Annotated in this window: 27 protein-coding genes; 19 read left to right on the top strand and 8 right to left on the bottom strand. The window is 40.2% G+C overall.

The window, feature by feature from the left end; genetic code table 11:
- Window positions 1-109: 109 nt before the first annotated feature.
- From upp to NST59_RS17050, 10 genes are all read left to right on the top strand, one after another.
- Window positions 110-739 (top strand): uracil phosphoribosyltransferase, encoded by a 630-nt coding sequence (gene upp / locus NST59_RS17095; protein ID WP_003214553.1) that lies wholly within the window; start codon window positions 110-112, stop codon window positions 737-739.
- A gap of 499 nt (window positions 740-1238) precedes the next feature.
- On the top strand, window positions 1239-1622 hold the full coding sequence (locus NST59_RS17090; RefSeq protein ID WP_024423731.1) for an ATP synthase subunit I: 384 nt from the start codon (window positions 1239-1241) through the stop codon (window positions 1620-1622).
- Window positions 1623-1629: 7 nt separating this feature from the next.
- Window positions 1630-2364: a F0F1 ATP synthase subunit A gene (atpB, locus tag NST59_RS17085; protein WP_003215198.1), complete on the top strand. Its 735-nt coding sequence runs from the start codon at window positions 1630-1632 to the stop codon at window positions 2362-2364.
- A gap of 48 nt (window positions 2365-2412) precedes the next feature.
- The gene (gene atpE / locus NST59_RS17080; RefSeq protein ID WP_003214968.1) at window positions 2413-2625 is read left to right on the top strand and encodes a F0F1 ATP synthase subunit C; all 213 of its coding nucleotides are present in this window, start codon (window positions 2413-2415) and stop codon (window positions 2623-2625) included.
- Window positions 2626-2745: 120 nt separating this feature from the next.
- Complete coding sequence (gene atpF, locus NST59_RS17075; protein WP_341040842.1) at window positions 2746-3267, top strand: F0F1 ATP synthase subunit B; 522 nt, start codon at window positions 2746-2748, stop codon at window positions 3265-3267.
- Entirely contained in the window at window positions 3264-3809 is a 546-nt protein-coding gene (locus NST59_RS17070) for a F0F1 ATP synthase subunit delta (RefSeq protein WP_064498789.1), read from the top strand. Before atpF ends, NST59_RS17070 begins: the two co-directional genes overlap by 4 nt.
- Before the next feature lie 16 nt (window positions 3810-3825).
- Window positions 3826-5334 (top strand): F0F1 ATP synthase subunit alpha, encoded by a 1509-nt coding sequence (atpA, locus tag NST59_RS17065; protein WP_039182105.1) that lies wholly within the window; start codon window positions 3826-3828, stop codon window positions 5332-5334.
- A gap of 88 nt (window positions 5335-5422) precedes the next feature.
- Window positions 5423-6289 carry a F0F1 ATP synthase subunit gamma gene (locus NST59_RS17060; RefSeq protein WP_024423727.1) on the top strand — a complete coding sequence of 289 codons (867 nt, stop codon included), beginning with the start codon at window positions 5423-5425 and terminating at the stop codon, window positions 6287-6289.
- A 24-nt stretch (window positions 6290-6313) separates the two neighbouring features.
- Window positions 6314-7735, top strand: coding sequence for a F0F1 ATP synthase subunit beta (gene atpD / locus NST59_RS17055; RefSeq protein WP_008354929.1), 1422 nt, complete (start codon window positions 6314-6316; stop codon window positions 7733-7735).
- Between the two features lie 24 nt (window positions 7736-7759).
- Entirely contained in the window at window positions 7760-8155 is a 396-nt protein-coding gene (locus NST59_RS17050; protein WP_003214592.1) for a F0F1 ATP synthase subunit epsilon, read from the top strand.
- A 42-nt stretch (window positions 8156-8197) separates the two neighbouring features.
- On the opposite strand, the gene NST59_RS17045 is transcribed toward NST59_RS17050, so the two are convergent.
- Window positions 8198-8707, bottom strand: coding sequence for a hypothetical protein (locus tag NST59_RS17045; RefSeq protein ID WP_395940728.1), 510 nt, complete (start codon window positions 8705-8707; stop codon window positions 8198-8200).
- A 137-nt stretch (window positions 8708-8844) separates the two neighbouring features.
- Between NST59_RS17045 and NST59_RS17040 the strand changes: the two genes are divergently transcribed.
- The 6 genes from NST59_RS17040 (at window position 8845) to NST59_RS17015 (ending at window position 14344) form a co-directional block, all read left to right on the top strand.
- A complete protein-coding gene (locus NST59_RS17040; RefSeq protein WP_024423724.1) occupies window positions 8845-9075 on the top strand; it encodes a DUF1146 family protein in 231 nt (76 codons plus the stop codon).
- A 129-nt stretch (window positions 9076-9204) separates the two neighbouring features.
- Window positions 9205-9939 carry a YwmB family TATA-box binding protein gene (locus tag NST59_RS17035; protein WP_126682413.1) on the top strand — a complete coding sequence of 245 codons (735 nt, stop codon included), beginning with the start codon at window positions 9205-9207 and terminating at the stop codon, window positions 9937-9939.
- 32 nt (window positions 9940-9971) lie between these two features.
- Window positions 9972-11279, top strand: a complete 1308-nt coding sequence (gene murA / locus NST59_RS17030; RefSeq protein WP_024423722.1) for a UDP-N-acetylglucosamine 1-carboxyvinyltransferase — start codon at window positions 9972-9974, stop codon at window positions 11277-11279.
- 257 nt (window positions 11280-11536) lie between these two features.
- Window positions 11537-12562, top strand: coding sequence for a stage II sporulation protein D (gene spoIID / locus NST59_RS17025; RefSeq protein ID WP_041087858.1), 1026 nt, complete (start codon window positions 11537-11539; stop codon window positions 12560-12562).
- A gap of 322 nt (window positions 12563-12884) precedes the next feature.
- The gene (locus tag NST59_RS17020; RefSeq protein WP_039182096.1) at window positions 12885-13583 is read left to right on the top strand and encodes a VWA domain-containing protein; all 699 of its coding nucleotides are present in this window, start codon (window positions 12885-12887) and stop codon (window positions 13581-13583) included.
- Between the two features lie 83 nt (window positions 13584-13666).
- Window positions 13667-14344 carry a VWA domain-containing protein gene (locus tag NST59_RS17015; RefSeq protein ID WP_039182093.1) on the top strand — a complete coding sequence of 226 codons (678 nt, stop codon included), beginning with the start codon at window positions 13667-13669 and terminating at the stop codon, window positions 14342-14344.
- Window positions 14345-14394: 50 nt separating this feature from the next.
- Here NST59_RS17015 and NST59_RS17010 read toward each other — a convergent pair whose 3' ends face one another.
- Together NST59_RS17010 and NST59_RS17005 are read right to left on the bottom strand one after the other, a co-directional pair.
- Entirely contained in the window at window positions 14395-16743 is a 2349-nt protein-coding gene (locus tag NST59_RS17010) for an FdhF/YdeP family oxidoreductase (RefSeq protein ID WP_341040841.1), read from the bottom strand.
- Window positions 16744-16825: 82 nt separating this feature from the next.
- Window positions 16826-18091 carry an L-lactate MFS transporter gene (locus NST59_RS17005; RefSeq protein ID WP_341040840.1) on the bottom strand — a complete coding sequence of 422 codons (1266 nt, stop codon included), beginning with the start codon at window positions 18089-18091 and terminating at the stop codon, window positions 16826-16828.
- A 134-nt stretch (window positions 18092-18225) separates the two neighbouring features.
- Between NST59_RS17005 and fdhD the strand changes: the two genes are divergently transcribed.
- Window positions 18226-19014, top strand: coding sequence for a formate dehydrogenase accessory sulfurtransferase FdhD (fdhD, locus tag NST59_RS17000; RefSeq protein ID WP_047202543.1), 789 nt, complete (start codon window positions 18226-18228; stop codon window positions 19012-19014).
- A gap of 10 nt (window positions 19015-19024) precedes the next feature.
- Window positions 19025-20032 (top strand): GTP 3',8-cyclase MoaA, encoded by a 1008-nt coding sequence (gene moaA, locus NST59_RS16995; protein ID WP_341040839.1) that lies wholly within the window; start codon window positions 19025-19027, stop codon window positions 20030-20032.
- Window positions 20033-20286: 254 nt separating this feature from the next.
- Here the strand turns inward: moaA and rpsN are convergent, their stop codons facing one another.
- The 4 genes from rpsN to NST59_RS16975 all read right to left on the bottom strand — a co-directional run bounded on the left by rpsN (window position 20287) and on the right by NST59_RS16975 (window position 22568).
- Window positions 20287-20556, bottom strand: coding sequence for a 30S ribosomal protein S14 (rpsN, locus tag NST59_RS16990; RefSeq protein ID WP_341040838.1), 270 nt, complete (start codon window positions 20554-20556; stop codon window positions 20287-20289).
- 16 nt (window positions 20557-20572) lie between these two features.
- Window positions 20573-21769 (bottom strand): GTP-binding protein, encoded by a 1197-nt coding sequence (locus NST59_RS16985; RefSeq protein WP_341040837.1) that lies wholly within the window; start codon window positions 21767-21769, stop codon window positions 20573-20575.
- Between the two features lie 82 nt (window positions 21770-21851).
- Window positions 21852-22001 (bottom strand): 50S ribosomal protein L33, encoded by a 150-nt coding sequence (rpmG, locus tag NST59_RS16980; RefSeq protein ID WP_003214771.1) that lies wholly within the window; start codon window positions 21999-22001, stop codon window positions 21852-21854.
- A 144-nt stretch (window positions 22002-22145) separates the two neighbouring features.
- Window positions 22146-22568: a DUF5362 family protein gene (locus NST59_RS16975; protein ID WP_039182073.1), complete on the bottom strand. Its 423-nt coding sequence runs from the start codon at window positions 22566-22568 to the stop codon at window positions 22146-22148.
- 525 nt (window positions 22569-23093) lie between these two features.
- Between NST59_RS16975 and NST59_RS16970 the strand changes: the two genes are divergently transcribed.
- Window positions 23094-23489 (top strand): hypothetical protein, encoded by a 396-nt coding sequence (locus NST59_RS16970; RefSeq protein WP_144489936.1) that lies wholly within the window; start codon window positions 23094-23096, stop codon window positions 23487-23489.
- A 46-nt stretch (window positions 23490-23535) separates the two neighbouring features.
- On the opposite strand, the gene NST59_RS16965 is transcribed toward NST59_RS16970, so the two are convergent.
- A complete protein-coding gene (locus NST59_RS16965) occupies window positions 23536-24045 on the bottom strand; it encodes a hypothetical protein (protein ID WP_064497925.1) in 510 nt (169 codons plus the stop codon).
- Window positions 24046-24125 lie beyond the last annotated feature (80 nt).

The raw sequence follows: 24125 nt of genomic DNA, 5'->3' as shown, positions 1-24125 counted from the left end.
TTTTTGTAGGATTTGCGAATCATATTGAAAGATGATGTCTTTTTATGTAGAATTGTAGGAAGTGTGCAAAGTTCACCGGAAGATGACAGAAAAGGAGTTGTAGCAAGCAATGGCAAAGGTTTATGTATTTGATCACCCGCTTATTCAGCACAAACTTACATATATTCGTGACGTTCATACAGGAACAAAAGAATTTAGAGAGCTAGTGGATGAAGTCGCAACATTAATGGCATTTGAAATCACAAGAGATTTACCGCTTGAAGAGGTAGATGTAGAAACACCTGTACAAGTAGCGAAATCAAACGTGATCTCAGGGAAGAAACTCGGTGTTGTGCCAATTTTAAGAGCAGGTCTTGGAATGGTAGACGGGATTTTGAAACTCATTCCAGCTGCTAAAGTGGGACATGTCGGTTTATACCGCGATCCGAAAACATTAAAGCCTGTTGAATATTATGTGAAGCTTCCATCTGATGTGGAAGAGCGTGAATTTATCGTAGTAGACCCAATGCTTGCAACTGGCGGCTCAGCAGTCGAAGCGTTAAACAGCTTGAAAAAACGCGGTGCGAAAAACATTCGCTTCATGTGTCTGATTGCTGCCCCTGAAGGTGTAGAAGAAATGCAAAAGCATCATCCAGATGTTGATATCTACATTGCAGCATTAGATGAGAAACTAAACGAAAAAGGTTACATCATTCCAGGTCTTGGTGATGCTGGTGACCGTATGTATGGAACGAAATAAGAAAGTCTTAATAAAAGCCCACATGCAAAACGTGCATGTGGGCTTTTTTGAAATATATGACAAACGGTTGATACCGTTCATAGAAAAATCATTGTATACTGAACATTGGCTGTTTTTTTCAATGAATGTCACATCTCTCCTAAAGTTTGATGAAATTGTGAACATTTTGTGTGCTCTATCACTATAGAAAAGTTTTTTAACTTTCAACGGATTGACACATCATAGACGCTATTGTATGCTAAACGAGGGTATTATGGTAAGGTTTTCATAGCCTATAGCACTCTACTAATCCTCATTGTGAACCCTTTAATAATCAGGGTTTGTATCAACGAATGAAGCAGCATCCCATAGATCTAAAGATTTCAAGTCTGATTGTGCAATTAGACCGATGGGTGATTGATTTTTTTCGAATAGGACGGCTTATCATCAGCGTCTTCTACGCAGTTTTCATCACCATTTATCACCTTTTTTACAATATTTTTCATCGGGAGTCAGATGAATGAACGATCCAAACGCGATTTTCCGCAGACAGAGTAAATACATGTTCTATCTATTGGCAATTTTTGTGTTTGGCTATGCCATGCCTGGTTTTAAACCACTGTTTCTTGGTTTCATTATCGGCACAATTTTTGCTTTCTTTAATTTATTCCTACTTATACGGAGAATGCACGCTTTTGATCGAGCGGTTAAAAAAGGAAAATCCATTCGTTCAATGGGAAGTACAGCCAGGTGGGCCAACGCGATTCTCGCAGTAGCGATTGCTTGGCGTTACCCTAATGAAGTTCATCTGGCAGGTGTTGTTATAGGATTAATGACAATATATCCTGTCATTATGATAGATTCCTTCATTCAACTTAAACGTTCTACTATGGAAGAGAGGTGAATACTCTTTGGGTCACAGTTCAAAAACTACAGAATTTTTAGGGTTAACGTTCAACTTATCCAATGTTCTCATGATTACGATTGCTAGTATCATCGTTCTTCTCATAGCGGTGCTGACTACTCGTGTTCTGTCTATTCGTCCGACTAAGGCGCAGAACTTCATGGAATGGATCGTTGATTTTGTTCGAAATATCATAGGTAGTTCGATGGACATGAAAACAGGAGCCCCATTTCTAGCGCTTGGCGTTACATTACTCATGTACATATTTGTTTCAAACATGCTTGGACTGCCATTCTCGATTACGGTCGATCACAACTTGTGGTGGAAATCACCAACTGCTGATCCTGCAATCACAATGACACTAGCAATTATGGTCATGGGTCTCACACACTACTATGGTGTCAAGGCAAAAGGAGTCAAGGAATATACGAAAGACTACTTTAGACCAATTCCGCTTTTAGTACCATTGAAACTTATTGAAGAATTTGCAAACACGCTAACACTTGGTTTGCGTCTTTACGGAAATATTTTCGCTGGAGAGATTCTTCTTGGGTTACTTGCAGGACTTGCGACCAATTTCTACACGCAAAACATTGCGCTTGGTATCGTTGGTACATTAGGTGCCATCGTACCGATGATTGTATGGCAGGCATTCAGTTTGTTTGTCGGAACAATCCAGGCATTTATCTTCACCATGCTGACAATGGTGTACATTTCCCATAAAGTCAGCGACGAACACTAAAAAATTGAGAGTCCAAAAAGGACGTTATTTTAAAGGAGGAGCTTTTTAATGAATTTAATAGCAGCAGCAATTGCAATCGGTTTAGGAGCACTAGGAGCAGGTATTGGTAACGGTCTAATCGTATCTAAAACAGTTGAAGGAATCGCTCGTCAGCCAGAAGCTGGTAGAGAACTAAGAACACTTATGTTCATCGGGGTCGCTTTAGTTGAGGCACTTCCAATTATCGCTGTCGTTATCGCATTCTTGGCATTCTTTGGTTAATATGTGAGAAGCGTTCTAATATGAATTTTAATGGCGAAGATCAGATTAGTTCGAAACTTCGCCATTCCTTTATGTTTTGTTTCTTAACATATTATTTAAAGAAGGGAGTTGCCGTACTAAATGTCTCAGTTACCAGTGGTTTTAGGAGCAGGGGGCTTAAGCTTCAACGCCGGTGATATGTTATTCCAGCTTATCGCTATGCTCATCTTGCTTGCACTTTTAAAGAAATTTGCGCTTAAACCTTTATTAGGTATTATGAAGCAGCGTGAAGATTATATAGGAAATGAAATTTCAAGTGCTGAACAAAAGCACGTTCAAGCTGAAAAGCTTCTTGAAGAACAACGTGCTTTATTGAAAGAAGCACGCGAAGAATCACATACACTCATCGAAAATGCGAAAAAGATTGGTGAGAAACAAAAAGAAGAGATCATTCAAGCAGCACGTCAAGAATCAGAGCGCTTGAAAGAGTCTGCTAGAACTGAAATCGTGAAAGAAAAAGAACAAGCTGTGGCTGCACTGCGTGAGCAGGTTGCATCACTATCTGTGCTGATTGCATCTAAAGTGATTGAAAAAGAACTTGATGAGCAGGCACAAGAGAAATTGATTCAAGAGTACCTTAAAGAGGCAGGCGAAAGCCGATGAGCGTAACTATTGTCTCTAAGCGTTACGCTTCTGCTCTTTTTGACATCGTTCTTGCTTCTTCGGCAGTAGACGAAACTGAAAAAGAGCTGAATGAGATCAAAAAAGTTCTAAAGGCTGACCAAGAACTCAATGACTTCCTTGTTCATCCAAAGATTACGGCAGACAAAAAGAAACAGTTGATTGCAGAAGCTTTCAAAGGTGTTTCTACTTATGTATTGCACACAATGTATCTACTGATTGACCGCAGACGCACAAATATTTTCTCTGAAATGACGTCTGAGTTTGTGAAACTTGCAAACCGCACGAAACAAATAGACGATGCGATCGTGTATTCAGTGAAACCGCTGAGCGGTGCTGAAATTCAATCTTTATCTGAAGTATTTGCCAAAAAAGCCGGAGTCACATCACTGCGTGTTGAAAATGTGATTGACAAGGATCTAATAGGCGGAGTGAAAATCCGTATCGGAAACCGCATTTATGACGGCAGTGTCAGCGGAAAGCTTTCCCGCATTGAACGTCAGCTTGCAGGCGAAAATCGTTAGAAGGGGTGAAACCTTAGTGAGTATCAAAGCTGAAGAGATTAGCGCGCTGATAAAGCAGCAAATCCAAAACTATCAATCAGAAATTGAAGTAAAAGATGTCGGTACAGTCATTCAAGTAGGGGACGGTATCGCGCGTGTACATGGCCTTGACAACATTATGGCAGGAGAGCTGGTTGAGTTCTCTAACGGTGTAATGGGTATGGCTCAAAACCTTGAGGAGTCTAACGTAGGTATCGTTATTTTAGGACCTTACAAAGATATCCGCGAAGGTGACGACGTAAAACGTACAGGTCGTATCATGGAGGTTCCAGTAGGTGAAGAGTTAATCGGACGTATTGTGAACCCGCTTGGTCAGCCTGTTGATGGACTAGGTCCAATCTTAACAAGCAAAACACGTCCAATCGAAAGTGAAGCACCTGGCGTTATGGATCGTAAATCTGTACATGAGCCGCTTCAAACAGGAATTAAAGCAATTGATGCCTTGATTCCAATCGGCCGCGGACAGCGTGAATTGATCATTGGTGACCGTCAAACAGGTAAAACATCTGTTGCAATCGATACGATTCTAAACCAAAAAGATCAAGACATGATCTGTATTTATGTAGCCATCGGACAAAAAGAATCAACGGTTCGTGGTGTTGTTGAAACACTTCGTAAGCATGGTGCGCTTGACTACACAATCGTTGTCACAGCTTCTGCATCACAGCCAGCTCCACTTCTTTACCTTGCTCCTTATGCAGGTGTAACGATGGGTGAGGAATTCATGTATAACGGCAAGCACGTACTTGTTGTCTATGATGACCTTTCTAAACAAGCGGCAGCTTACCGTGAGCTTTCATTATTGCTTCGTCGTCCTCCAGGTCGTGAGGCATTCCCTGGTGATGTTTTCTATCTTCACTCTCGTTTATTAGAACGTGCAGCGAAGCTTAGTGACGAAAAGGGTGGCGGTTCTATCACAGCATTGCCTTTCGTAGAAACGCAAGCTGGCGATATTTCTGCATATATCCCAACAAACGTTATTTCCATCACAGATGGACAGATTTTCTTACAATCTGACCTCTTCTTCTCAGGCGTACGTCCAGCGGTAAACGCAGGATTGTCTGTATCTCGTGTAGGTGGTTCTGCACAAATCAAAGCGATGAAAAAGGTAGCAGGTACACTTCGTCTGGATCTTGCTTCTTATCGTGAGCTTGAAGCGTTCGCTCAGTTTGGATCTGATCTAGACCAAGCGACTCAAGCGAAATTAAACCGTGGTGCAAGAACTGTTGAAGTCTTAAAACAAGACTTGAACAAACCGCTTAAAGTTGAAAAACAAGTAGCGATTCTTTACGCACTAACAAGAGGATACTTAGACGATGTTGCCATTGCTGATGTTAAACGTTTTGAAGCTGAGTTATTCATGTACATTGAAGAAAACCATAAAGGCTTGTTTGACACAATCTCTCAAACAGGAAATATGCCTGCTGATGAAGAGTGGAAGACAGCAATCGAAGGCTTTAAACGTACGTTTGCACCAAGCAACTAATTAGTAATCTTTCCGAGAGAAAAAGATTCTCTTTTTCTCTCTTTTCACGTAAATGAACACGGATTCCTGAAAAAAGGTGGTGAAATCTTTGGCCTCATTACGCGATATAAAGTCAAGGATCACGTCAACGAAAAAATCGAGTCAGATCACAAAAGCGATGCAAATGGTATCAGCTGCGAAACTGAATCGTGCTGAAAACAACGCGAAGTCTTTTGTTCCTTACATGGAGAAAATCCAGGAAGTGGTTGCTGCAATCGCAACTGGAACAAGTGCTAAGCACCCAATGCTTCTTTCAAGACCCGTCAAGAAAACAGGGTATCTCGTCATTACATCTGATCGAGGGCTTGCAGGACCTTTTAACAGCTCGATTTTGCGTGCCGCTTACCAAACCATTCAATCTCGTCATCAATCCGCAGATGAATATGCGGTGATTGTCATTGGTAAAATCGGACGCGACTTCTTCAAAAAGCGTGGTATTCCAGTTATTTCTGAAGTAACAGGGCTTGGAGACGAAGTAGCGTTTGCTGATATTAAAGAATTAGCAAGCAGCACAGTTCAAATGTTCTCTGATGAAGCGTTTGACGAACTTTACATGTTCTACAACCACTTTGTCAGTGCGATTTCACAAGAAGTAACAGAGAAGAAATTATTGCCGCTAACGGACCTTTCGGCCGCAGCGACACCAAATAAACGTTCCGCATCTTATGAGTTTGAGCCTTCTGAAGAAGAAATTCTTGAAGTTCTCCTTCCTCAATATGCAGAGAGTTTGATTTTCGGTGCGCTTCTTGACAGCAAAGCAAGTGAACATGCTGCAAGAATGACAGCAATGAAGAGTGCAACAGACAACGCAAAAGAATTGATCGACAGCCTGACACTCTCTTACAACCGTGCTCGTCAAGCAGCGATTACACAAGAGATTACAGAAATTGTCGGCGGAGCAGCTGCCTTAGAATAGAAATAATTGTCAGGAGGGAATGCAATGAAAACAGGACGCATCAGTCAGATCATGGGACCAGTCGTAGACGTTCGTTTTGAAGACGGTCACTTGCCTGAGATTTATAATGCGATCAAAGTTTCGCATAAAGCGGAAAGCGAAAGTGAAGTTGATATCGACTTAACTTTAGAAGTAGCACTACATTTAGGTGATGATACAGTGAGAACCATCGCGATGGCATCAACAGACGGTGTGAAGCGCGGTATGGAAGCTGTAGACCTTGGAAAACCAATTTCAGTACCAGTTGGTAACGTAACACTTGGACGTGTATTCAACGTACTGGGAGATAACATTGACTTAGATGAGCCACTTGGTGTGGAAGCTCAAAGAGATCCAATCCACAGACAAGCGCCTTCTTTTGATCAACTTTCTACAGAAGTTGAAATTCTTGAAACAGGTATCAAAGTTGTTGACCTGCTTGCTCCTTACATCAAAGGTGGAAAGATCGGTCTATTCGGTGGAGCCGGTGTAGGTAAAACCGTTCTGATTCAAGAATTGATCAACAACATCGCACAAGAACACGGCGGTATTTCTGTATTCGCTGGTGTTGGAGAGCGTACACGTGAAGGAAACGACCTTTACTACGAAATGAAAGATTCTGGCGTTATTGAAAAAACAGCGATGGTCTTCGGCCAAATGAACGAGCCGCCGGGTGCACGTATGCGTGTTGCCCTAACTGGTTTGACAATGGCAGAGCATTTCCGTGATGAACAAGGTCAAGACGTATTGTTCTTCATCGATAACATCTATCGTTTTACACAAGCAGGTTCTGAAGTTTCAGCCCTTCTTGGACGAATGCCTTCAGCGGTAGGTTATCAGCCGACACTTGCAACAGAAATGGGTCAGCTGCAAGAGCGTATCACGTCTACAAACGTAGGATCGGTTACATCGATTCAAGCGATCTATGTACCTGCGGATGACTATACGGATCCAGCTCCAGCAACTACGTTCGCTCACCTTGATGCAACGACAAACCTTGAGCGTAAGCTGACTGAAATGGGTATTTACCCAGCGGTTGATCCTCTTGCTTCAACATCTCGTGCACTTGCACCTGAGATCGTTGGCGAAGAGCATTATGCGATTGCGCGTGAAGTGCAGCAAACATTGCAGCGTTATAAAGAGCTGCAAGATATTATTGCCATTTTAGGTATGGATGAATTATCTGAGGACGATAAGCTTGTGGTACACAGAGCGCGTCGTGTTCAATTCTTCCTATCTCAAAACTTCCACGTAGCAGAGCAGTTCACTGGCCAAAAGGGTTCTTATGTGCCATTGAAAGAAACTGTTAAAGGCTTCAAGGAAATCTTATCTGGTAAATACGATCACCTTCCAGAAGATGCATTCCGTTTAGTTGGACGCATTGAAGAAGTGGTTGAAAAAGCCAAAGAGATGGGTGTAGAGGCCTAATCTGGTCCTTAGGAGGGTAAAAGCATGAAGACCGTTCAAGTCAATATCGTTACTCCCGACGGCCCAGTGTATCAAGCGGATGTGGAAATGGTCAGTGTAAGAGCAGAAAGCGGTGAGCTTGGTATTTTAGCTGGCCACGTTCCAATGGTTGCTCCGCTAAAAATCGGTGCAGTTCGCTTAAAACATAGTGGATCAACTGAATTGGTTGCAGTAAGTGGCGGATTTGTTGAAGTCCGCCCTGAACAAGTAACGATTCTTGCTCAGGCCGCTGAAACATCAGACAAAGTTGATGTTGATCGCGCTAAATCAGCGAAACAGCGTGCTGAAGAGCATTTGAACCACCCGAATGAAAGTGATGTACGCCGGGCGGAACTCGCATTAAAACGGGCGTTAAACCGTTTAAATGTAGCAGGGAAATAAAACAGAAAATCCTTCTTATCACTGTGATAAGAAGGATTTTTTTTAGGATGACATGAGAGATTGATACATCGACACATAAGGATGAGATGCTTGCTTTTCTAAATATAACTGCTCGCAAAATTGCGTACTGCAATGCCATGTTTTATTGTTTCTGCGTAAGCCAAGCGTATATTGGTGCGAAGAATCCATATAAGGCCGCACTACCCAGTCAGCATCTGAATGATGACGGATGACAACCTCTCCTAAATACACACTCATCATCGCTTCTAATGCATCTATTGGCATTTTCCACTCAGCGAACAGCTGCTTGGTCAATGCATCAAAGTATAGTGATTCTAACTGATACAGGCTTTCCTCAGAGTAATCCAAAGAAATGTTATGAAAATGACACAATTGTGCTAATTCTTCTAGCTGTGTCTGTCTATAATCAAAGTAGAAAGCAATGGCCTCCCATTCATGATCAAATGAGGGAACCAATTCTCCGTACAAATCAACAAAGTCAGGAAAAGAATCTTTCAATGTGTTCAGCTCCTTCCACACGCAGTATATCATCTCCTTGGCATCAGGATAAGAGGGGATTCACACTAAATGTAGCTCTTTTTTCCAAATGATTCATCTTTCCGATTTTCGAGGATATAATGAAAGGGAGTTTTCCTTTACAGAAATAAATAAAAGGAGGATTCAATTGTATGGAAGACGTAGGACAACAAGCAATCGTGGGCATTGTGATCCACCTATTTTTTATCGCGGTTACATGGTGGGCACTGCTTGCTGTAAATATTGATCCACTCATTAAAAAAGGGAAAATCGTTCAAGCAAGGCTGCTAATGATGCTCATTACCATTGCCATCGCATCTGCGGTCAGTAATTTCTTCCTTGATTACTTAAATTTCTCCAGACAAATTCCTTATATGTTCTAACATAAAAGGTTTGGTCACGGCCTTCTGCGGGAACGTAAAAAGAAGGGTCAAAAGGCGCGCCTTTTGTTGACTTTTCCACGTATGCATTGACCTCCTTGCGGCAACACTTGTAGCAAGGGGGAATGACAGGTGAAAAAGTATTTGAAAGGTTGGCCATTATTTGCGTTTATTCTTTTTTTTGTTCTGATGATTCAAGGTGTTCGTGCGGAAGAATCTTCTCCGCTCGCTCAAATAGCAGAAGGTTTGAAAAACCAGCAAATCGAAGTCGATGGATGGACCCTTCATGCCAAAACAAATGTAGATATTTCATCCGAACAATTTTCAAAAAAAGTGAAACGTTTGAAAGACGAACTACGACAGTATGAGTGGACCGAAAAAAAAGAACAACATGTCACCAAAGTCACAGGAATTTACAAAGATGAAAAAAATGATACAGAATCGAAAATTTTACTCGTGAAGACCGACACAAAATCAAATCAAAAGTCGTATTTATTATATGAGCAAAAAGGTGCTCGCCCACTGAATACCTGGGAGCATACATATGATCAGTTCGTACGTCATGCAAAAAGCATATTACAAGAGAAAATTGTAATTTTTACTTGTCTCGATGGTCATGTAAATGGTATGATGGATGTTGTTTTGCAAAAAAAAGCTGAAACGTTAGCAAATGAATTTCAAGCAAAACCAGTTGAGTATCTCGTTGAGTCTAATTTTGTGTCGCTTTCCGCTTACACAGAGAAGTGGGAACAGTTCATTATGACTTCAAATGATAAAATGAATGTTCAAATTGCCATCAGAAGTTCGGAAATGAACGAAAATCATACGATTACGGTTGGCACACCAATCGTAACGACTGAATATTAATATAGAGAATTTGGGACGCGGAGGGGAAGACCTTGGAAAAAATCATCGTCCGCGGCGGTCAAAAGTTAAACGGCACAGTTAAAGTAGAAGGCGCAAAAAATGCCGTTTTACCAGTTATCGCTGCATCTTTGTTAGCAAGTACAGAAAAAAGCGTAATTTGTGATGTACCTACGCTCTCCGATGTATATACAATCAATGAAGTGTTACGTCATTTAGGAGCAGAAGTACATTTTGAAAATAACGAAGTATCAGTTGATGCATCTCATGCACTAGAAACTGAGGCTCCGTTTGAGTATGTCCGTAAAATGCGAGCATCCGTGCTTGTCATGGGACCACTTTTAGCAAGAACAGGTCATGCAAGAGTTGCATTACCTGGAGGCTGTGCAATTGGTTCAAGACCAATTGATCAGCATTTAAAAGGCTTTGAAGCAATGGGAGCTAAAATTCAAGTAGGTAATGGTTTCATCGAGGCTGAAGTAAAAGGCCGTTTAAAAGGTGCAAAAATCTATTTGGATTTCCCAAGTGTAGGGGCAACTGAAAACATCATCATGGCAGCAGCATTAGCGGAAGGAACAACCATTTTAGAAAACGTAGCAAAAGAACCTGAAATTGTTGATTTAGCAAACTACATCAATGCCATGGGCGGTAAGGTTCGCGGTGCTGGTACTGGTACAATCAAAATCGAAGGTGTGGAAACACTTCACGGTGCAAAACACAACATCATCCCTGACAGAATTGAAGCAGGTACTTTCATGGTGGCAGCAGCCATTACAGAAGGAAATGTTCTTGTAAAAGGCGCAGTGCCAGAGCACATGACATCACTTGTTGCCAAAATGGAAGAAATGGGTATTCAGATCATTGAAGAAGAAGAAGGTTTAAGAGTCATTGGACCATCTGAGCTCAAGCCAATCGATCTAAAAACAATGCCGCATCCTGGGTTCCCAACGGATATGCAATCTCAGATGATGGCGCTATTGCTTCGTGCGAACGGAACAAGCATGATCACAGAAACAGTGTTTGAAAACCGCTTTATGCATGCTGAAGAATTCCGCCGCATGAATGGCGATATTAAAATTGAGGGTCGCTCTGTCATTATCAATGGGCCGGTTCAACTTCAAGGTGCTGAAGTGGCAGCGACTGATTTAAGAGCAGGAGCAGCACTTGTACTTGCTGGATTAGTGGCAGAAGGTCATACACGTGTCACAGAGTTGAAGCATATTGACCGTGGTTATGTGAACTTCCACCAAAAGCTTGCAGCAATCGGTGCAGATATTGAAAGAGTAAACGATGAATCAGCAGATGTGACACAAGAACAAGTTGTATCAGATCTGAACGCGTAATCATAAAGAAATCAGTGTGTCCATTGGGCATGCTGATTTTTTTTTTAGATTCATAGAATGCCTCATTTCACGAAGCTTATCATTAGTGTATCCAACCATCTTAAATTTTATTCATACAGACGAACAGTAAAATCCAATTGAAGAACAGCCTCATACCTTCATAAAAGACTTGTCCACTAAAAGAAAGAAGCTGTCATATTAGCTTGTCCCTGCCCATAGGATAAAAGAGATTCAATGACAAATGGGGGCAGCCAAATATGAAACCAATGATATGGACAATCGCAGGAATATGCATCATCATTTTAATGATTCCAACATTACTTGTGTTGCCGACATTCCAAGGGAAGCCGGCGGCCAGCCAGCACGTAGCAGCGGAACCATCAGTTAAAAAAGAAGTGAAGGGTTCAGTCAAATTGAAGCAATCACCCGTCGCTATCCCCGTCTATCGCTCTGCTCATCAGCAGGTAGAAAACATCCCCTTAGAAGAGTATGTGATCGGTGTCGTAGCATCTGAAATGCCAGCTGATTTTGAAATGGAAGCACTCAAGGCACAGGCGCTCGCAGCAAGAACGTATATCGTCAGACAAATGATCAGTGATAAGACCGTCAAATCACCTAAGGGCTCGCTTGTAGATGATACCCAAATGTTCCAGGTGTACAAAAACAAACAGGAACTCAAGAAAATTTGGGGGAAAGCGTACAATTGGAAATTAAAAAAAGTCACGGAAGCTGTTGCCAGCACACAAGGAAAAGTGCTGACTTATGACGAGAAACCAATTGATGCTTCATTCTTTTCAACAAGTAACGGAAAAACGGAAAATGCCGAAGCCTATTGGAAAAACGAAATCCCTTATTTGAAAAGTGTCTCAAGTAAATGGGACGAAAAATCGCCAAAATTTCAAAACAAGAAAACCATCTCGGTAAGTGAATTTCAGCAAAAATTAGGTGTGACGCTCACTCAGCAGGCTCAGGTCGGACAGATAGTAGAACGGACACCAGGAAACCAAGTAGCGAAAGCCGTGATCAACGGTAAAACACTGTCAGGACGAGACATTCGAGAATCACTAGGCCTTCATTCAGCGGACTTCACATGGGAACGCCAGGGCCAGCAGATTGTCATTACAACAAAAGGATATGGTCATGGTGTAGGCATGAGTCAATATGGTGCGCATTATATGGCGCAGGCTGGAAAAAAAGTAGATGCCATCGTGAAACATTATTATAAAGGAATTCAAATCGAATCAGCCGATCGTTTTCTCAACACGTATATGGCTAAAAAATAAAGCAAAGGTGCCTCAGAAATGGGGCATTTTTTTGTGTGGTCAAAGAGGTTTGAACAGAATGTGACAAATTGCGACTTAAGACGCACCGAAGGAAAACTTAAACATTTATGTCCCGATAAGAACTGATGGCCGATACAAAGCCCCTCAAAAGGAGGAGAAATCGAGAGGATAAAGGGTCTGTTAGGTGAAAATATCTAGACATCTGACAGAATTTTAGTGATTTTGATGAAAGAGAAAAAGGGACCGAGTCCTATACCATTCCAAGACAGAATATTTTACGATTAAGATGTTTCAATTAAATACATAAGGAGGAAGGAAAATTATGTTGAAAAAAGTATTCTCACTCGTAACCTTAGCTGTATTGACATTATCTATGTCAATCTCTTCACCAGTATTTGCAGAAGCATCTACAGTCAAAAAACATAATAAAGATGTAAGAGTCACAATCTTGCTTGATGCAAGTGGAAGCATGGCAAGAAAAGTTGAGGGAGAGCGCAAATTTGATCTCGCCAAACAAGAGGTATTTAAATTTGCTCAATCACTTCCAAAAGACGCTAAAATTCGTATGAGCTTGTTTGGTTCTGAAGGAAACAACAAAAATTCAGGTAAAGCTCAATCATGTGAAGTCATTAGAGGCGTTTACGGCGTACAGCCTTATGAAAAAGACAGCTTTGAAAATTCTTTAAACGGACTTGGACCAAATGGCTGGACACCAATTGCACGTGCACTTGAAAATGCAAAGCAAGCGGATGAGCAGCTTACTGAAGGAACAAAGCATATTGTGTACTTAATCACTGATGGTGAAGAAACTTGTGGCGGAGATCCAGTAAAAGTAGCAAAAGAATTGCATAACTCAAAAGGATCAACTGTTGTAAATGTGATCGGGTTAGACTTTAACGATGGCTATGAAGGTCAATTGAAGCAAGTAGCCAAAGCTGGTAAAGGCCATTACTACCAAGCAAGCACTGGTAAAGAAATGGGTTCTATCTTATCAGCAGAATCATTAAAACTACACGAATAACTTGCTGAACAAAAGGGAAACGATTGATTCATGCTTTCGTTTCTCTTTTTCTGTACAAAAGTAAAAAATGGAGGTTTTTATTGATGAAAAGAAATATCATATTAACCATTTTGGCTAGTCTTGTCCTGCTTCTTTCTTCACCAGCTCATGCTGTAACAAAACAAGAGCCGCCTGCTCATGTGGTGATATTACTCGATTTAAGCGGTAGCATGGCACAATCAGTTGAAGGTGAAAAGAAAATCGATATCGCCAAACGGTCTATTCAAAGCTTTGCGGGCATTTTATCAGAAGATACACAAGTTCTACTTCGTGTGTTTGGTCATGAAGGAACCAATAAAAATGCAGGGAAAGCCGTTTCTTGTTCAAGTTCTGAAGCCGTTTACGGATTTGGATCATATGAGCCATCAACATTTCAGCAAGCACTAAATGTGTATAAGCCAACCGGCTGGACACCACTTGCAAAAGCATTAACTGATACGAAACAAGATTTTGAAGATCACCAGGCTGAAGGGAAAAATATTGTTTATGTTGTCAGTGATGGTGAAGAAACTTGTGGTGGAAGCCCTTCACAAGCAGCAAAGGAATTACATGAAGACGGAATAGATACAATCGTCAATATCATTGGCTTCGACGTAAATGAAAAAGAAGCAAAAAGTTTAAAATCTGTTGCAAAAGCGGGTGGAGGACATTATCAACCGGCTGCAAATGCCGAAGAATTGAACCGCATTCTTCAACAAGAAGCGAGCGCTTTTGGTCGGTAGAGAGTGAATGGCAGCTGGGGAAACAACCCCAGCTGTTTTTAAGTTGACGATTAATTGAAAGTCGTTTCTAATTCATCAATTCGTTTCTCCACGTAATGCTGATCCTTTCTTGCATGGAAGGTTTCGGCTTTTTCTAATATGGCAGCCGTATTATACTCGGGAATCTGTGAGTAGCTCTCATACACACCTTTAGGAATTAAAACGTTCCCTTCCGGCCAATAAACTGCGATATTGCCACGTCTCAACTCTCCAAATTGAGCCACTCCTTGATAGGATCCATATTGATTAAAGAGAACAACTGGATCACCTTCTTGGACGTAAAGCTCCTTTGCATCTTCTTCATTCATTAGGATAGAATGACGTTTTCCACCATTAAAGGCATCCTTTTCACTGTAAATCATGGAGTTGAATTGCTTTCCTCTTCTTGTCGTAATATTGAAATGTCCTTCGGTTTTTCGATATTGAGGCAGCTGAGCAGGAAGCAGATGTCCCTTTCCGTCTGGCGTTGGACATACGCCATCTTCACAAAGCCATGCGCCTCCCCATTGAAAAACGTCTCCCTTATGACGTAAATGCTGGATGCCATCATAGTTTCGATTGGCGATCGCTATCTCACGACGAATGTCTTCAGCTGTTTCAAAATGAATCAGCTCGGCATCTTCTGGCCGGACCCTTTTCGCAAGATCAACATAAATGTCCCATTCTGCTCTGGCTTCTTCAATACGAGGTCCTTCAATTTCTGGACTGAAATATACCATGCGTTCTGTACTGGTTGATGTGCCGCCGCCTGGTTGTTCATATCTTGTCATAGCAGGCAGAACAATTACCGCCTCTTCAGCGTCTACCAGCGTAGAGGTATTCAGAATAATATCTTGGTGGACACGGAGTTCTAGTTCAGATAATGCTTTTTCAATCGCTTCTGGATTTGGCATCGTTTCTAAAAAGTTTCCACCACTCGTAAACAGCATTTTGAGTTTTTGTGGATGATCTTTTGGGAGAGCCATCTTTTCAAAGGATTGCCCAATGGTGTCACCATGCCATTTAGGAATGTCAAATCCCCATATTTGTTCGATTCTTTCAATATTCTCTTCATCAAAATCACTACCCGGCAAAACGAATGGATCAGCGCCCATTTCACCGGAACCTTGGACACCGCTATGCCCTCGAATTGGCATGACACCACAATGTTTTCTGCCAATGAATCCTCGCAGCATGGCAAGGTTGGCAACCTGTGATATATTATCAGTTGCAAAGCGGTGCTGAGTAAGGCCCATACTCCAAATAAAAACACCTGAATTAGCATTGGCAAGCAGTGTTGCAAAATCCTTCATTCTTTCTTTTGATAAACCTGATGATGCTTCTAGGTCCTCCCACTTCAACTGTGCGACATGCTGTTTTAAATCCTGTATGCCTGTTGTATGGTTTTGAATAAATTCGTGATCAAGAGCTGAATGGGGAGCATGCTGCTCCATGTCAAACCAATGCTTGATGACGCCGTTCATAAACGCAATATCTCCGCCTATATTGACTTGGTAAAAATCATCCGCAATTTTTGTCCCGAATAAAGCACTCTCTGGAATAGAAGGAACCCAGTACTTTTCCATGGCAGGCTCTTTATATGGATTGATGACGATAATTTTTGTCCCTTTCTTTTTAGCAGCGTACATATATTTAGTGGAAACAGGCTGATTGTTTGCTGCGACAGATCCCCAAAAAATTAATACATCCGTTCCAATCCAATCACTGTAATTACAGCTGGAAGCGCCGATGCCAAGGGACCGTTTAAGAGCGGTTTTACTTGGTGAATGGCAAATGCGAGAAGCATTATCAATATGATTCGTCCCTATAAATCGAGCTGCCTTTGCAGCGGTATAATAAACTTCATTTGTAATTCCTCTGGCGGTTAAATAGAAAGCAAGCTGCCGTTTATCAATTGATTGAATTTTAGCTGCGATTTGATCAAGTGCATTATCCCAAGAAATACGTGTAAAGGCATTGTCACCTTTTTTTCGGAGCAATGGATAAGGAATTCGCCCAAGCTTGCGAAGAGAGGTGCTGTCCATTTGCTTTAGCTGATGAATATCTTCAAACCATTTTGGATCAATAGCTGGCATTGTGTTAAGACGAAGTACATTTAGTCTTGTAGTGCATATATGGGGTCCTGCGAGCGTTTGATCATACAGTCCTGAGACGCCAAGGGCACAGCCGTCACAAACGCCCTGCGTTAAAATACGGTACGCGTAGGGAAGGTTATCTTTGTTTTCCCATGCCACTTTCATCGTATCTCGAATGTGTTTCGGTTTCACTTTGCCAAGCCCCATTGGTGCAAAAGAGGCCCATAGCTTTGGTGAGGGTTTTTTATTGAGTTTAACAGGCCCCTTATGTTTAGTTTTCCCCATGAGATCATCACCCTCCTATTACTTTGTAAAGCGTTTTCATATCTAAAAATTACCTTTAGATTGTGATTCTGTCAAATTCAAATTAAGGTCGGGCTGAGACAGAGGAAGCAGCAGGTGGGCTTGTTTCTCTCAGTTGCTGAATATCCTTCCGAATAAGAAGTGATATGATAAAAGCGATGAAAAATAAGCCAGAGAACACCATAAGACTCTGTGTGTAATTACCTGTTATATCTCGGATGAAGGATGAAAATAGGGGTCCTGCTAAACCCGCAGCGGCCCAAGCCGTCAGAATATAACCGTGTATGGCACCAAGCTGCTTTGTACCAAACAAATCCCCAATATAGGCTGGAATTGAAGCAAATCCTCCTCCATAGCACGTATAAATGATCGCCATGACGATTGAAAAGATGAGCGGTTCTTTTAAATAGGGGAGTAAAGGAAAAGCAATGAGCTGGATACTGAAAAAAATCGTGTACGTATTCGGTCTTCCTATATAATCTGAGAACGATGCCCAGCCAATTCGTCCTAACCCATTAAAAGCACCTAAAATGCCCACAAGAGTAGCTGCAGCACCTGCAGTGAACCCAACACTTTCTTGAGCAAGAGGTGACGCTACTGAAATAACAGAAATTCCGCATGTGATATTAATAAAAAGCATAAGCCACAAATAATAAAAACGTCTTGTCTTGATCGCTTCATTTGCAGTAAGCTGTGATAAATCTTGAGGAATTTTTCCTTGCTTTGTTTTGAATGCGTCAAATTGCTTGACGTCATCAGGTGTTGGTGGTGATAAATAAAGAGATGAGATCACCATGATGATAAAATAGGAGATTCCAAGAATATAAAAAGTATTTGCGATATTCACTTTTTCAATGAGAAATTGAATAATTGGGCTGCAAATAAGAGAAGCAAATCCAAACCCCATAATGGCTAAGCCGGTTGCAAGCCCTCTTCGATCCGGAAACCATTTGACTAGAGTTGATACAGGTGCAATATAGCCTACTCCTAAACCTATTCCAGCAAGTACACCATAAAATAAATAGAGGAGGGGCAGTGAGGACATGTGGACAGCGAATCCTGATCCAGTCATTCCGATGCCGAAGAAAATAGCTGAGAAGAGCCCCGATGCCTTTGGACCATACCTTTCAACGAAATGTCCCATGAAAGCAGCAGATAAACCTAAAAATAAAATAGCAATACTGAAGGTGAGACTTATTTCTGTTAATGACCACTGAAAGGCTTCATGTAAAGGATTCGTAAAAACACTCCAAGCATAAACAGACCCAATAGATAAATGAATTCCTACAGCACTTGTTGCAATGAGCCAGCGATTTTTCGATTTGTTCATTTTGTTCCCCCCATATAAAGCAATCAAGAAGTTTGATAAGATAGAAATATGTTACATTTTCATGACTTTTTAAAATAATATCACAATTTGATTGGATCATATAACTAAATTTGCATTGAAAGGAAGATCATACAATGAATCCTTCTGTTAAAAAGAAACGAGTCATACACCAATACCGTGAAGGCCAGTTTACATGCAAATCTGATGAAATTGTAGAAGAATTTCCTTTAACTGTGATGGTGAATGGAGAAGAATTTGTGACACTTGTTTGTTCACCAGAGCACTTGAAAGAATTGGTTATCGGCTTTTTGGCTTCAGAAGGGGTCATTCGATTTGAAAATGAGATTAAAAGGTTTACAATAGATGAAAGTATGGGTTTTGCCTATGTTGATTTAGTTCACTCAAGTGGATTTGATTCATCAGATTTTACAAAACGAGTGATTGGTTCATGCTGCGGGAAAGGAAGACACTTTTATTTTCTTCAAGATGTGAAGACGGCAAAAACAGCCATTGATCGAATTAGTATTTCTGCTGAAACCTGTATGCATCTCATGAAATGTTTGCAAGAAGAAAGTCAATTATTTCAACATACTGGCGGAGTGCATAATGCTGGACTGTGTGACACAGAGAAGCTATTCATCACTAGAACTGATATAGGAAGACATAATGCTTTAGATAAAATTTATGGATATTGTTTACTCCAGCGAATCCCACTTAGAGATAAAATTCTTGTGTTTAGCGGCCGGATATCGTCAGAAGTTCTATTGAAGGCAGCAAAACTAGGAGTCTCTATCGTCATTTCAAAATCAGCACCTACTGAGCTAGCGCTTCAAATGGCAGAAGAATTAAATATTACGACAGTTGGATTCGTCAGAGGAAAATCCTTTAATATTTACACTCATCCTCAGCGTATTACAGAATAGGAGGCAAAGTATGGACAGTATTTTAGATAAAAGACATCGACCATTGCGCGATTTAAGAATATCAGTAACTGATCGCTGTAACTTTAGATGTACGTACTGTATGCCTGCTGAAATTTTTGGACCAGATTATCCTTTCTTGAAAAAAGAAGAACTGCTTACTTTCGAAGAAATTGAACGACTTGCTACCCTTTTTGTAAAGAATCTAGGTGTGGTAAAAATACGCATCACGGGCGGGGAACCTTTAATGCGGAAGGATCTGCCTGTCTTAATAGAAAAGCTCGCAAAAATTCCAGGGATTGAAGACATTGCGATGACAACCAATGGAACGCTTTTACCTTTATATGCTGATCAGTTAAAGAGAGCTGGTCTTAATAGAGTCACCATTAGTTTAGATTCATTAAATCCCGATCGTTTTAAGCAAATGAACGGAAGGCACATTTCTATCCAAAAAGTGTTTGATGGCATTGAGGCGGCAAGAAAGGCTGGACTTGCTATCAAGATTAATATGGTTGTTCAAAAAGGTGTGAATGATCAGGATGTCTTACCAATGGCGGCTTACTTTAAAAAAGAAGGACACGTTCTCAGGTTTATCGAGTTTATGGATGTCGGTAATACGAATAAATGGAATCTAGAACATGTCATGACAAAGAATGAAATAATTGAATTAATTAATTCAACATATCCTATCAAACCAGAACCTCCTCAATATACAGGTGAAGTAGCCAACCGATTTTTTTACAAAGATGGTTCAGGAGAGATAGGCATTATTTCTTCCGTTTCAGATGCTTTTTGCGGAACATGTAACAGAGCAAGGCTATCTGCACGCGGGGAATTGTTTACATGTCTGTTTGCATCATCGGGTTTTGATCTGAAACGGATGATTCGTACGACAAAAGATAATGAAGAGTTAGCAAGCTTGTTAAAGGAACTATGGTCGAATAGACTTGATCAATATTCAGCTGAGAGAGAGCAGAAAAAAGATCAGAAAAAGGTTGAAATGTCATACATCGGTGGATAATGACAACAAAGTATCATGATCAGGTATTTTTGAAAAGAAGGAAAAATGGCGTAATCATTGTTGAAAATCCTTTTTTGCGAACAGGTTATTTTATCTTATGAACTCATTCATTATAAAAAACCAGCAGAGATTCTGCTGGTTTTTAAATGCCTATTTTGAACTTCAAAAAGCATGAGATAAGACTTGAAAATAGATTTTTCATCGTTTTGTGCCGCTTTACTTTTCCGAGTGCTGTGATAAGATCAAATCATTCTTTACCAGCTCGATTTTTTCACCCCAGGGATATGACCCTTATAGGCAAGCTCACGAAAAGCAATCCTAGACATTTTGAATTTCCTTAAGTAACCTCTTGGACGGCCGGTTAATTCACAACGGTTTTTTAAGCGGGTAGGGGAAGAGTCTCTAGGTAATTTCCGTAAAGCTTCATAGTCACCTTTTTCTTTTAACTCTTTCCTTAATTCTGCAAATTTCAATACAAGCTGCTGCCGTTTTTTTTCTTTAGCAATCTTAGATTTCTTTGCCAATTAAAACCCTCCTGGCCTAATTTTGTATTTTCCATTGAAAGGGGTCCTCAAATGTAGTCCAATCTTGATCAAATTCCTCAGGTGTGAGCAAGCATTGATCAAGAGTGCGAATAATTTCTGCTTTAGGCAAATCCACACCGATAAACACAAGTTTTGTATGACGATCACCAAACTCTGCGTCCCACTCATCTAGAAGCTCTGGTTCCTGATTTAATATCCGTGTTTTTTCTTGCTCAGACAAAGCAGCAATCCAGTATGCAATTGGTTCAATCGCAACAGATTTCCCAGCTTGTGAAATTAAAATGGTTAAATCATGATGTGTGGCAAGCCAAGTAAAACCTTTCGCACGAACGATCTGGTCAGGCATTTGATCTAACCAATTATTCAGCCTGCCTGTATGAAAAGGGAGTCTTCTTTCGTAAACAAAGGATGAAATTTGGTATTCTTCTGTTTCCGGCGTATGCTGAGCATGTCCTGCGTTGATCTCTTTGATCCATCCAGCAGAAGCACTTGATTTTTCAAAGTCAAATAAACCAGTATTCAATATGTCATCTGGCTGTACTTTACCTTGTGAGGTTCTGATGATAGATGCTTCTGGTTGTAGTTTGTTCAGCACATGCTCAAGTCGATCTAACTCTGAGGATGATACTAGATCACATTTATTGATAATGAGCACGTCACAAAATTCAATTTGATCAATGAGTAAATCTGAAATTTCTCGTTCGTCGTCATCGGAAACCGCTTCTTTACGATCTAATAAACTCTCTCCTGACTGGAAATCAGTCCAGAAGCGATTTGCATCTACTACTGTGACCATCGTATCTAGACGGCAAAAGCGGGTCAAATCTATGCCCATTTCTTCATCAATATAAGAAAACGTTTGAGCGACGGGAATTGGTTCACTAATTCCAGTTGATTCAATGACAATATAATCGATATTACCTGTCTTACAAAGGCGTTCTACTTCAATTAACAAGTCTTCTCTCAAAGTGCAGCAAATACAACCGTTAGATAATTCAACTAGTTTCTCATCTGATCGAGAAAGCTCACCGCCTTGTTTGACTAGTTCTGCATCAATATTAATTTCGCTCATGTCATTGACGATCACAGCCACTTTTAATCCTTTACGATTTTGAAGAACATGATTTAATATCGTTGTTTTTCCTGCTCCTAAAAAGCCGCTTAATACTGTAACAGGTATACGCTTATTCATTTGTTTTTGTCCTTTTGAAAACGATCATTTTGTTTTCCGCCTCACTTAAAAAGTAATCATTACGATTTATTGTCTAAAAAATTTATTTTGTTTCTCTATGAAGGGTATATTTCTTTAATCGAGGAGAATATTTTTTTAACTCCAATCGGTCGGGATTCGTTCTTTTATTTTTTGTTGTGATGTAGTTTCTGTCACCTGTTTCAGTACAGGCCAACGTAATTTTCACGCGCATAAGTAATAGGATCCTCCTTTAATTCGTAATAGTTACGATTTGTATTTTAAAATGAACAAGACTGAATGTCAAGCATAGGGGGATAATCCAAGCCAAATGATAAAAACAAAAGGGGTATCGAACGACCATTGATACCCCACTCGATTAATAAAAGTCACCGAGTTCTTGTTCGTAATCACCTTCATACTGCTGGACATCATAAGGTATTTCTTGGAGGAAGGCTAACCCGCCTAGTATAAGCATCAAAACAATGGCAATGAATGAAAGAATAACTGCGGCAATACTTGAAATGGCAAACAGTGTCTGCATTTTCATCATCTTAGCGTATTGTTCTAATAATTCTTCGTAAGAAGTATCAGGAGCCTGAATCAATTGTTCAGCTGCTTTTACAGATTTTTGTACATGGATTCCCATCATAATGAGGAAGACGCCAAGGGCTGCAGGAAGAACAAGCCAAAAACCAATAAGAATAGCCAGACCGCCTGAAATATAGAGAAAGATACTACCAACCTTTCCCCACTTTACGATTGAATGAAGAGATTGAATGATTTTCTCAGTTTGTTGCATTGGTGTTCACTCCTTTATGTATTCACTCTTTATCATACTTGAGTAAGTAGTGCTTTAGGAAGAGTGAATGTTGATTAATGAAAATGTTTCTATCTTCACCTCACTATTTATGGATAAATAAATTATTTCCAAATAAGAAAAAAGTAACATTTACTATTAAAATTATCGATAAATTATGTCATAAACAAGATTGATAGTAAAAAATAATTAGTAAATTTATCAAAATATGTTGTTAGTTGTCTTGTAATTGGTTATTATTGTGTTGTATTACCATAAAAATTGGAAGGTGGAATTCATATGTTAGATCGTTTCTTAAACAAAATGACCAATGTTCAACCTGCAGCTGCAAGATGTATTTTGCAAAAATTAGTCACTTCATGTAAATCAGCACCGACTTGTTTCCTTCAAGGTGTTGGAACTTTCCGTTACTACGTGGATCGTGACACAGGTGAGATTTGTACTAGTCAAGAACGCGTTAGATGTGGCTGCTAAATTTAAGGATCTTATTTAATAGGATGTGAACGCATGAGCATATCTTCAATTTCATTCTTAACAAATGCTATGCAGACGTCAAATAGGCGTCAAGCGGGTCAATCATCAAATTCTTTTTTAACCCAAGCGGCTCAAATTGTTCAAGGTGACCATTCTCCAGAAGAGAGAAAGGCATTATTTCAACAACTTACTTTAGTTCAGCAAGGTAAAGATTTGGAACTTCATGTTTCTAAATTAAAGGAACTAGAGAAAGAGGCTCAAAAAGAGACGTCTTCTTCGTCTGTTACTGTGAATCAGCATGGTGACCAAGTAGACATTTCAAATGAGGCACGGAGTGAGTTTGAACAAGCCGAGGAACAGGCTTCAGATGAAGCAAGAGAAGCTGCTGCAGGGGAAAAAGATCTAGATGTTCACTCAGATCCACAATAAAAAAATGAGGCATGTGTTTGATATTCTTCACATGCCTCATTTATCTTTATTTTGCAGATATCCTTGAATAAAGACCATCCGGAAAAGGTGCTGCATATGAGATGATTTCATCTTCTTCTACCATGATGTAATACGGAAATTCTTCAATTTGGAATGTGTCTATCATTTGTTCGTCCACTGTGATAATTCGCATGTTGGTTTTATTATCACGATATAATTCTTGATCCTCTTTTTGCCCATTCTTTAGCAAAATACTAAATGAAACGTCTAATTTACGCTGCTTTTTCGTTTCTAGAAATTGTTCAAGTGATGGAATGCAATGCGGACATGATGTATCAGTGAAAATAAGCAGCTGCTGCTTACTGTTGGTTTGCAGTAAATCATTCACTGGAATAGGTGATGGTTTATCAAGCAGCGGATGCACTAGTTTTTGTCCAACATGCTGTATCGGTAAAATGATCAGTTCCATTTGTTGTTTTAAATAGATGATGACTCCGATCGTTAATAATAGGCTGCAAAGAATAAGAGTGAGCTGTAAAAGTAAGATTGCATTCATCGTATATCGTCCTCTCAGAGTGAAGTTACGCAAAGCTATCATAATACAAATATCAAAAATATGTCAATTATACTAAATGG

The sequence above is a fragment of the Bacillus sp. FSL R5-0439 genome (genome assembly GCF_038008805.1).
GTDB lineage: Bacteria > Bacillota > Bacilli > Bacillales > Bacillaceae > Bacillus > Bacillus safensis.
Note: the sequence above shows the minus strand (reverse complement) of the source record. Positions and strands in the feature narration are given on the sequence as shown.

Bases quoted from the DNA above. Each gene is read 5' to 3' on its own strand.
- upp (WP_003214553.1), top strand. From the start codon at position 110: ATGGCAAAGGTTTATGTATTTGATCACCCGCTTATTCAGCACAAACTT.
- NST59_RS17090 (WP_024423731.1), top strand. From the start codon at position 1,239: ATGAACGATCCAAACGCGATTTTCCGCAGACAGAGTAAATACATGTTC.
- atpE (WP_003214968.1), top strand. From the start codon at position 2,413: ATGAATTTAATAGCAGCAGCAATTGCAATCGGTTTAGGAGCACTAGGA.
- atpF (WP_341040842.1), top strand. From the start codon at position 2,746: ATGTCTCAGTTACCAGTGGTTTTAGGAGCAGGGGGCTTAAGCTTCAAC.
- NST59_RS17070 (WP_064498789.1), top strand. From the start codon at position 3,264: ATGAGCGTAACTATTGTCTCTAAGCGTTACGCTTCTGCTCTTTTTGAC.
- atpD (WP_008354929.1), top strand. From the start codon at position 6,314: ATGAAAACAGGACGCATCAGTCAGATCATGGGACCAGTCGTAGACGTT.
- NST59_RS17050 (WP_003214592.1), top strand. From the start codon at position 7,760: ATGAAGACCGTTCAAGTCAATATCGTTACTCCCGACGGCCCAGTGTAT.
- NST59_RS17045 (WP_395940728.1), bottom strand. From the start codon at position 8,707: ATGATATACTGCGTGTGGAAGGAGCTGAACACATTGAAAGATTCTTTT.
- NST59_RS17040 (WP_024423724.1), top strand. From the start codon at position 8,845: ATGGAAGACGTAGGACAACAAGCAATCGTGGGCATTGTGATCCACCTA.
- spoIID (WP_041087858.1), top strand. From the start codon at position 11,537: ATGAAACCAATGATATGGACAATCGCAGGAATATGCATCATCATTTTA.
- NST59_RS17020 (WP_039182096.1), top strand. From the start codon at position 12,885: ATGTTGAAAAAAGTATTCTCACTCGTAACCTTAGCTGTATTGACATTA.
- NST59_RS17015 (WP_039182093.1), top strand. From the start codon at position 13,667: ATGAAAAGAAATATCATATTAACCATTTTGGCTAGTCTTGTCCTGCTT.
- NST59_RS17010 (WP_341040841.1), bottom strand. From the start codon at position 16,743: ATGGGGAAAACTAAACATAAGGGGCCTGTTAAACTCAATAAAAAACCC.
- NST59_RS17005 (WP_341040840.1), bottom strand. From the start codon at position 18,091: ATGAACAAATCGAAAAATCGCTGGCTCATTGCAACAAGTGCTGTAGGA.
- fdhD (WP_047202543.1), top strand. From the start codon at position 18,226: ATGAATCCTTCTGTTAAAAAGAAACGAGTCATACACCAATACCGTGAA.
- moaA (WP_341040839.1), top strand. From the start codon at position 19,025: ATGGACAGTATTTTAGATAAAAGACATCGACCATTGCGCGATTTAAGA.
- NST59_RS16985 (WP_341040837.1), bottom strand. From the start codon at position 21,769: ATGAATAAGCGTATACCTGTTACAGTATTAAGCGGCTTTTTAGGAGCA.
- rpmG (WP_003214771.1), bottom strand. From the start codon at position 22,001: ATGCGCGTGAAAATTACGTTGGCCTGTACTGAAACAGGTGACAGAAAC.
- NST59_RS16975 (WP_039182073.1), bottom strand. From the start codon at position 22,568: ATGCAACAAACTGAGAAAATCATTCAATCTCTTCATTCAATCGTAAAG.
- NST59_RS16970 (WP_144489936.1), top strand. From the start codon at position 23,094: ATGAGCATATCTTCAATTTCATTCTTAACAAATGCTATGCAGACGTCA.
- NST59_RS16965 (WP_064497925.1), bottom strand. From the start codon at position 24,045: ATGAATGCAATCTTACTTTTACAGCTCACTCTTATTCTTTGCAGCCTA.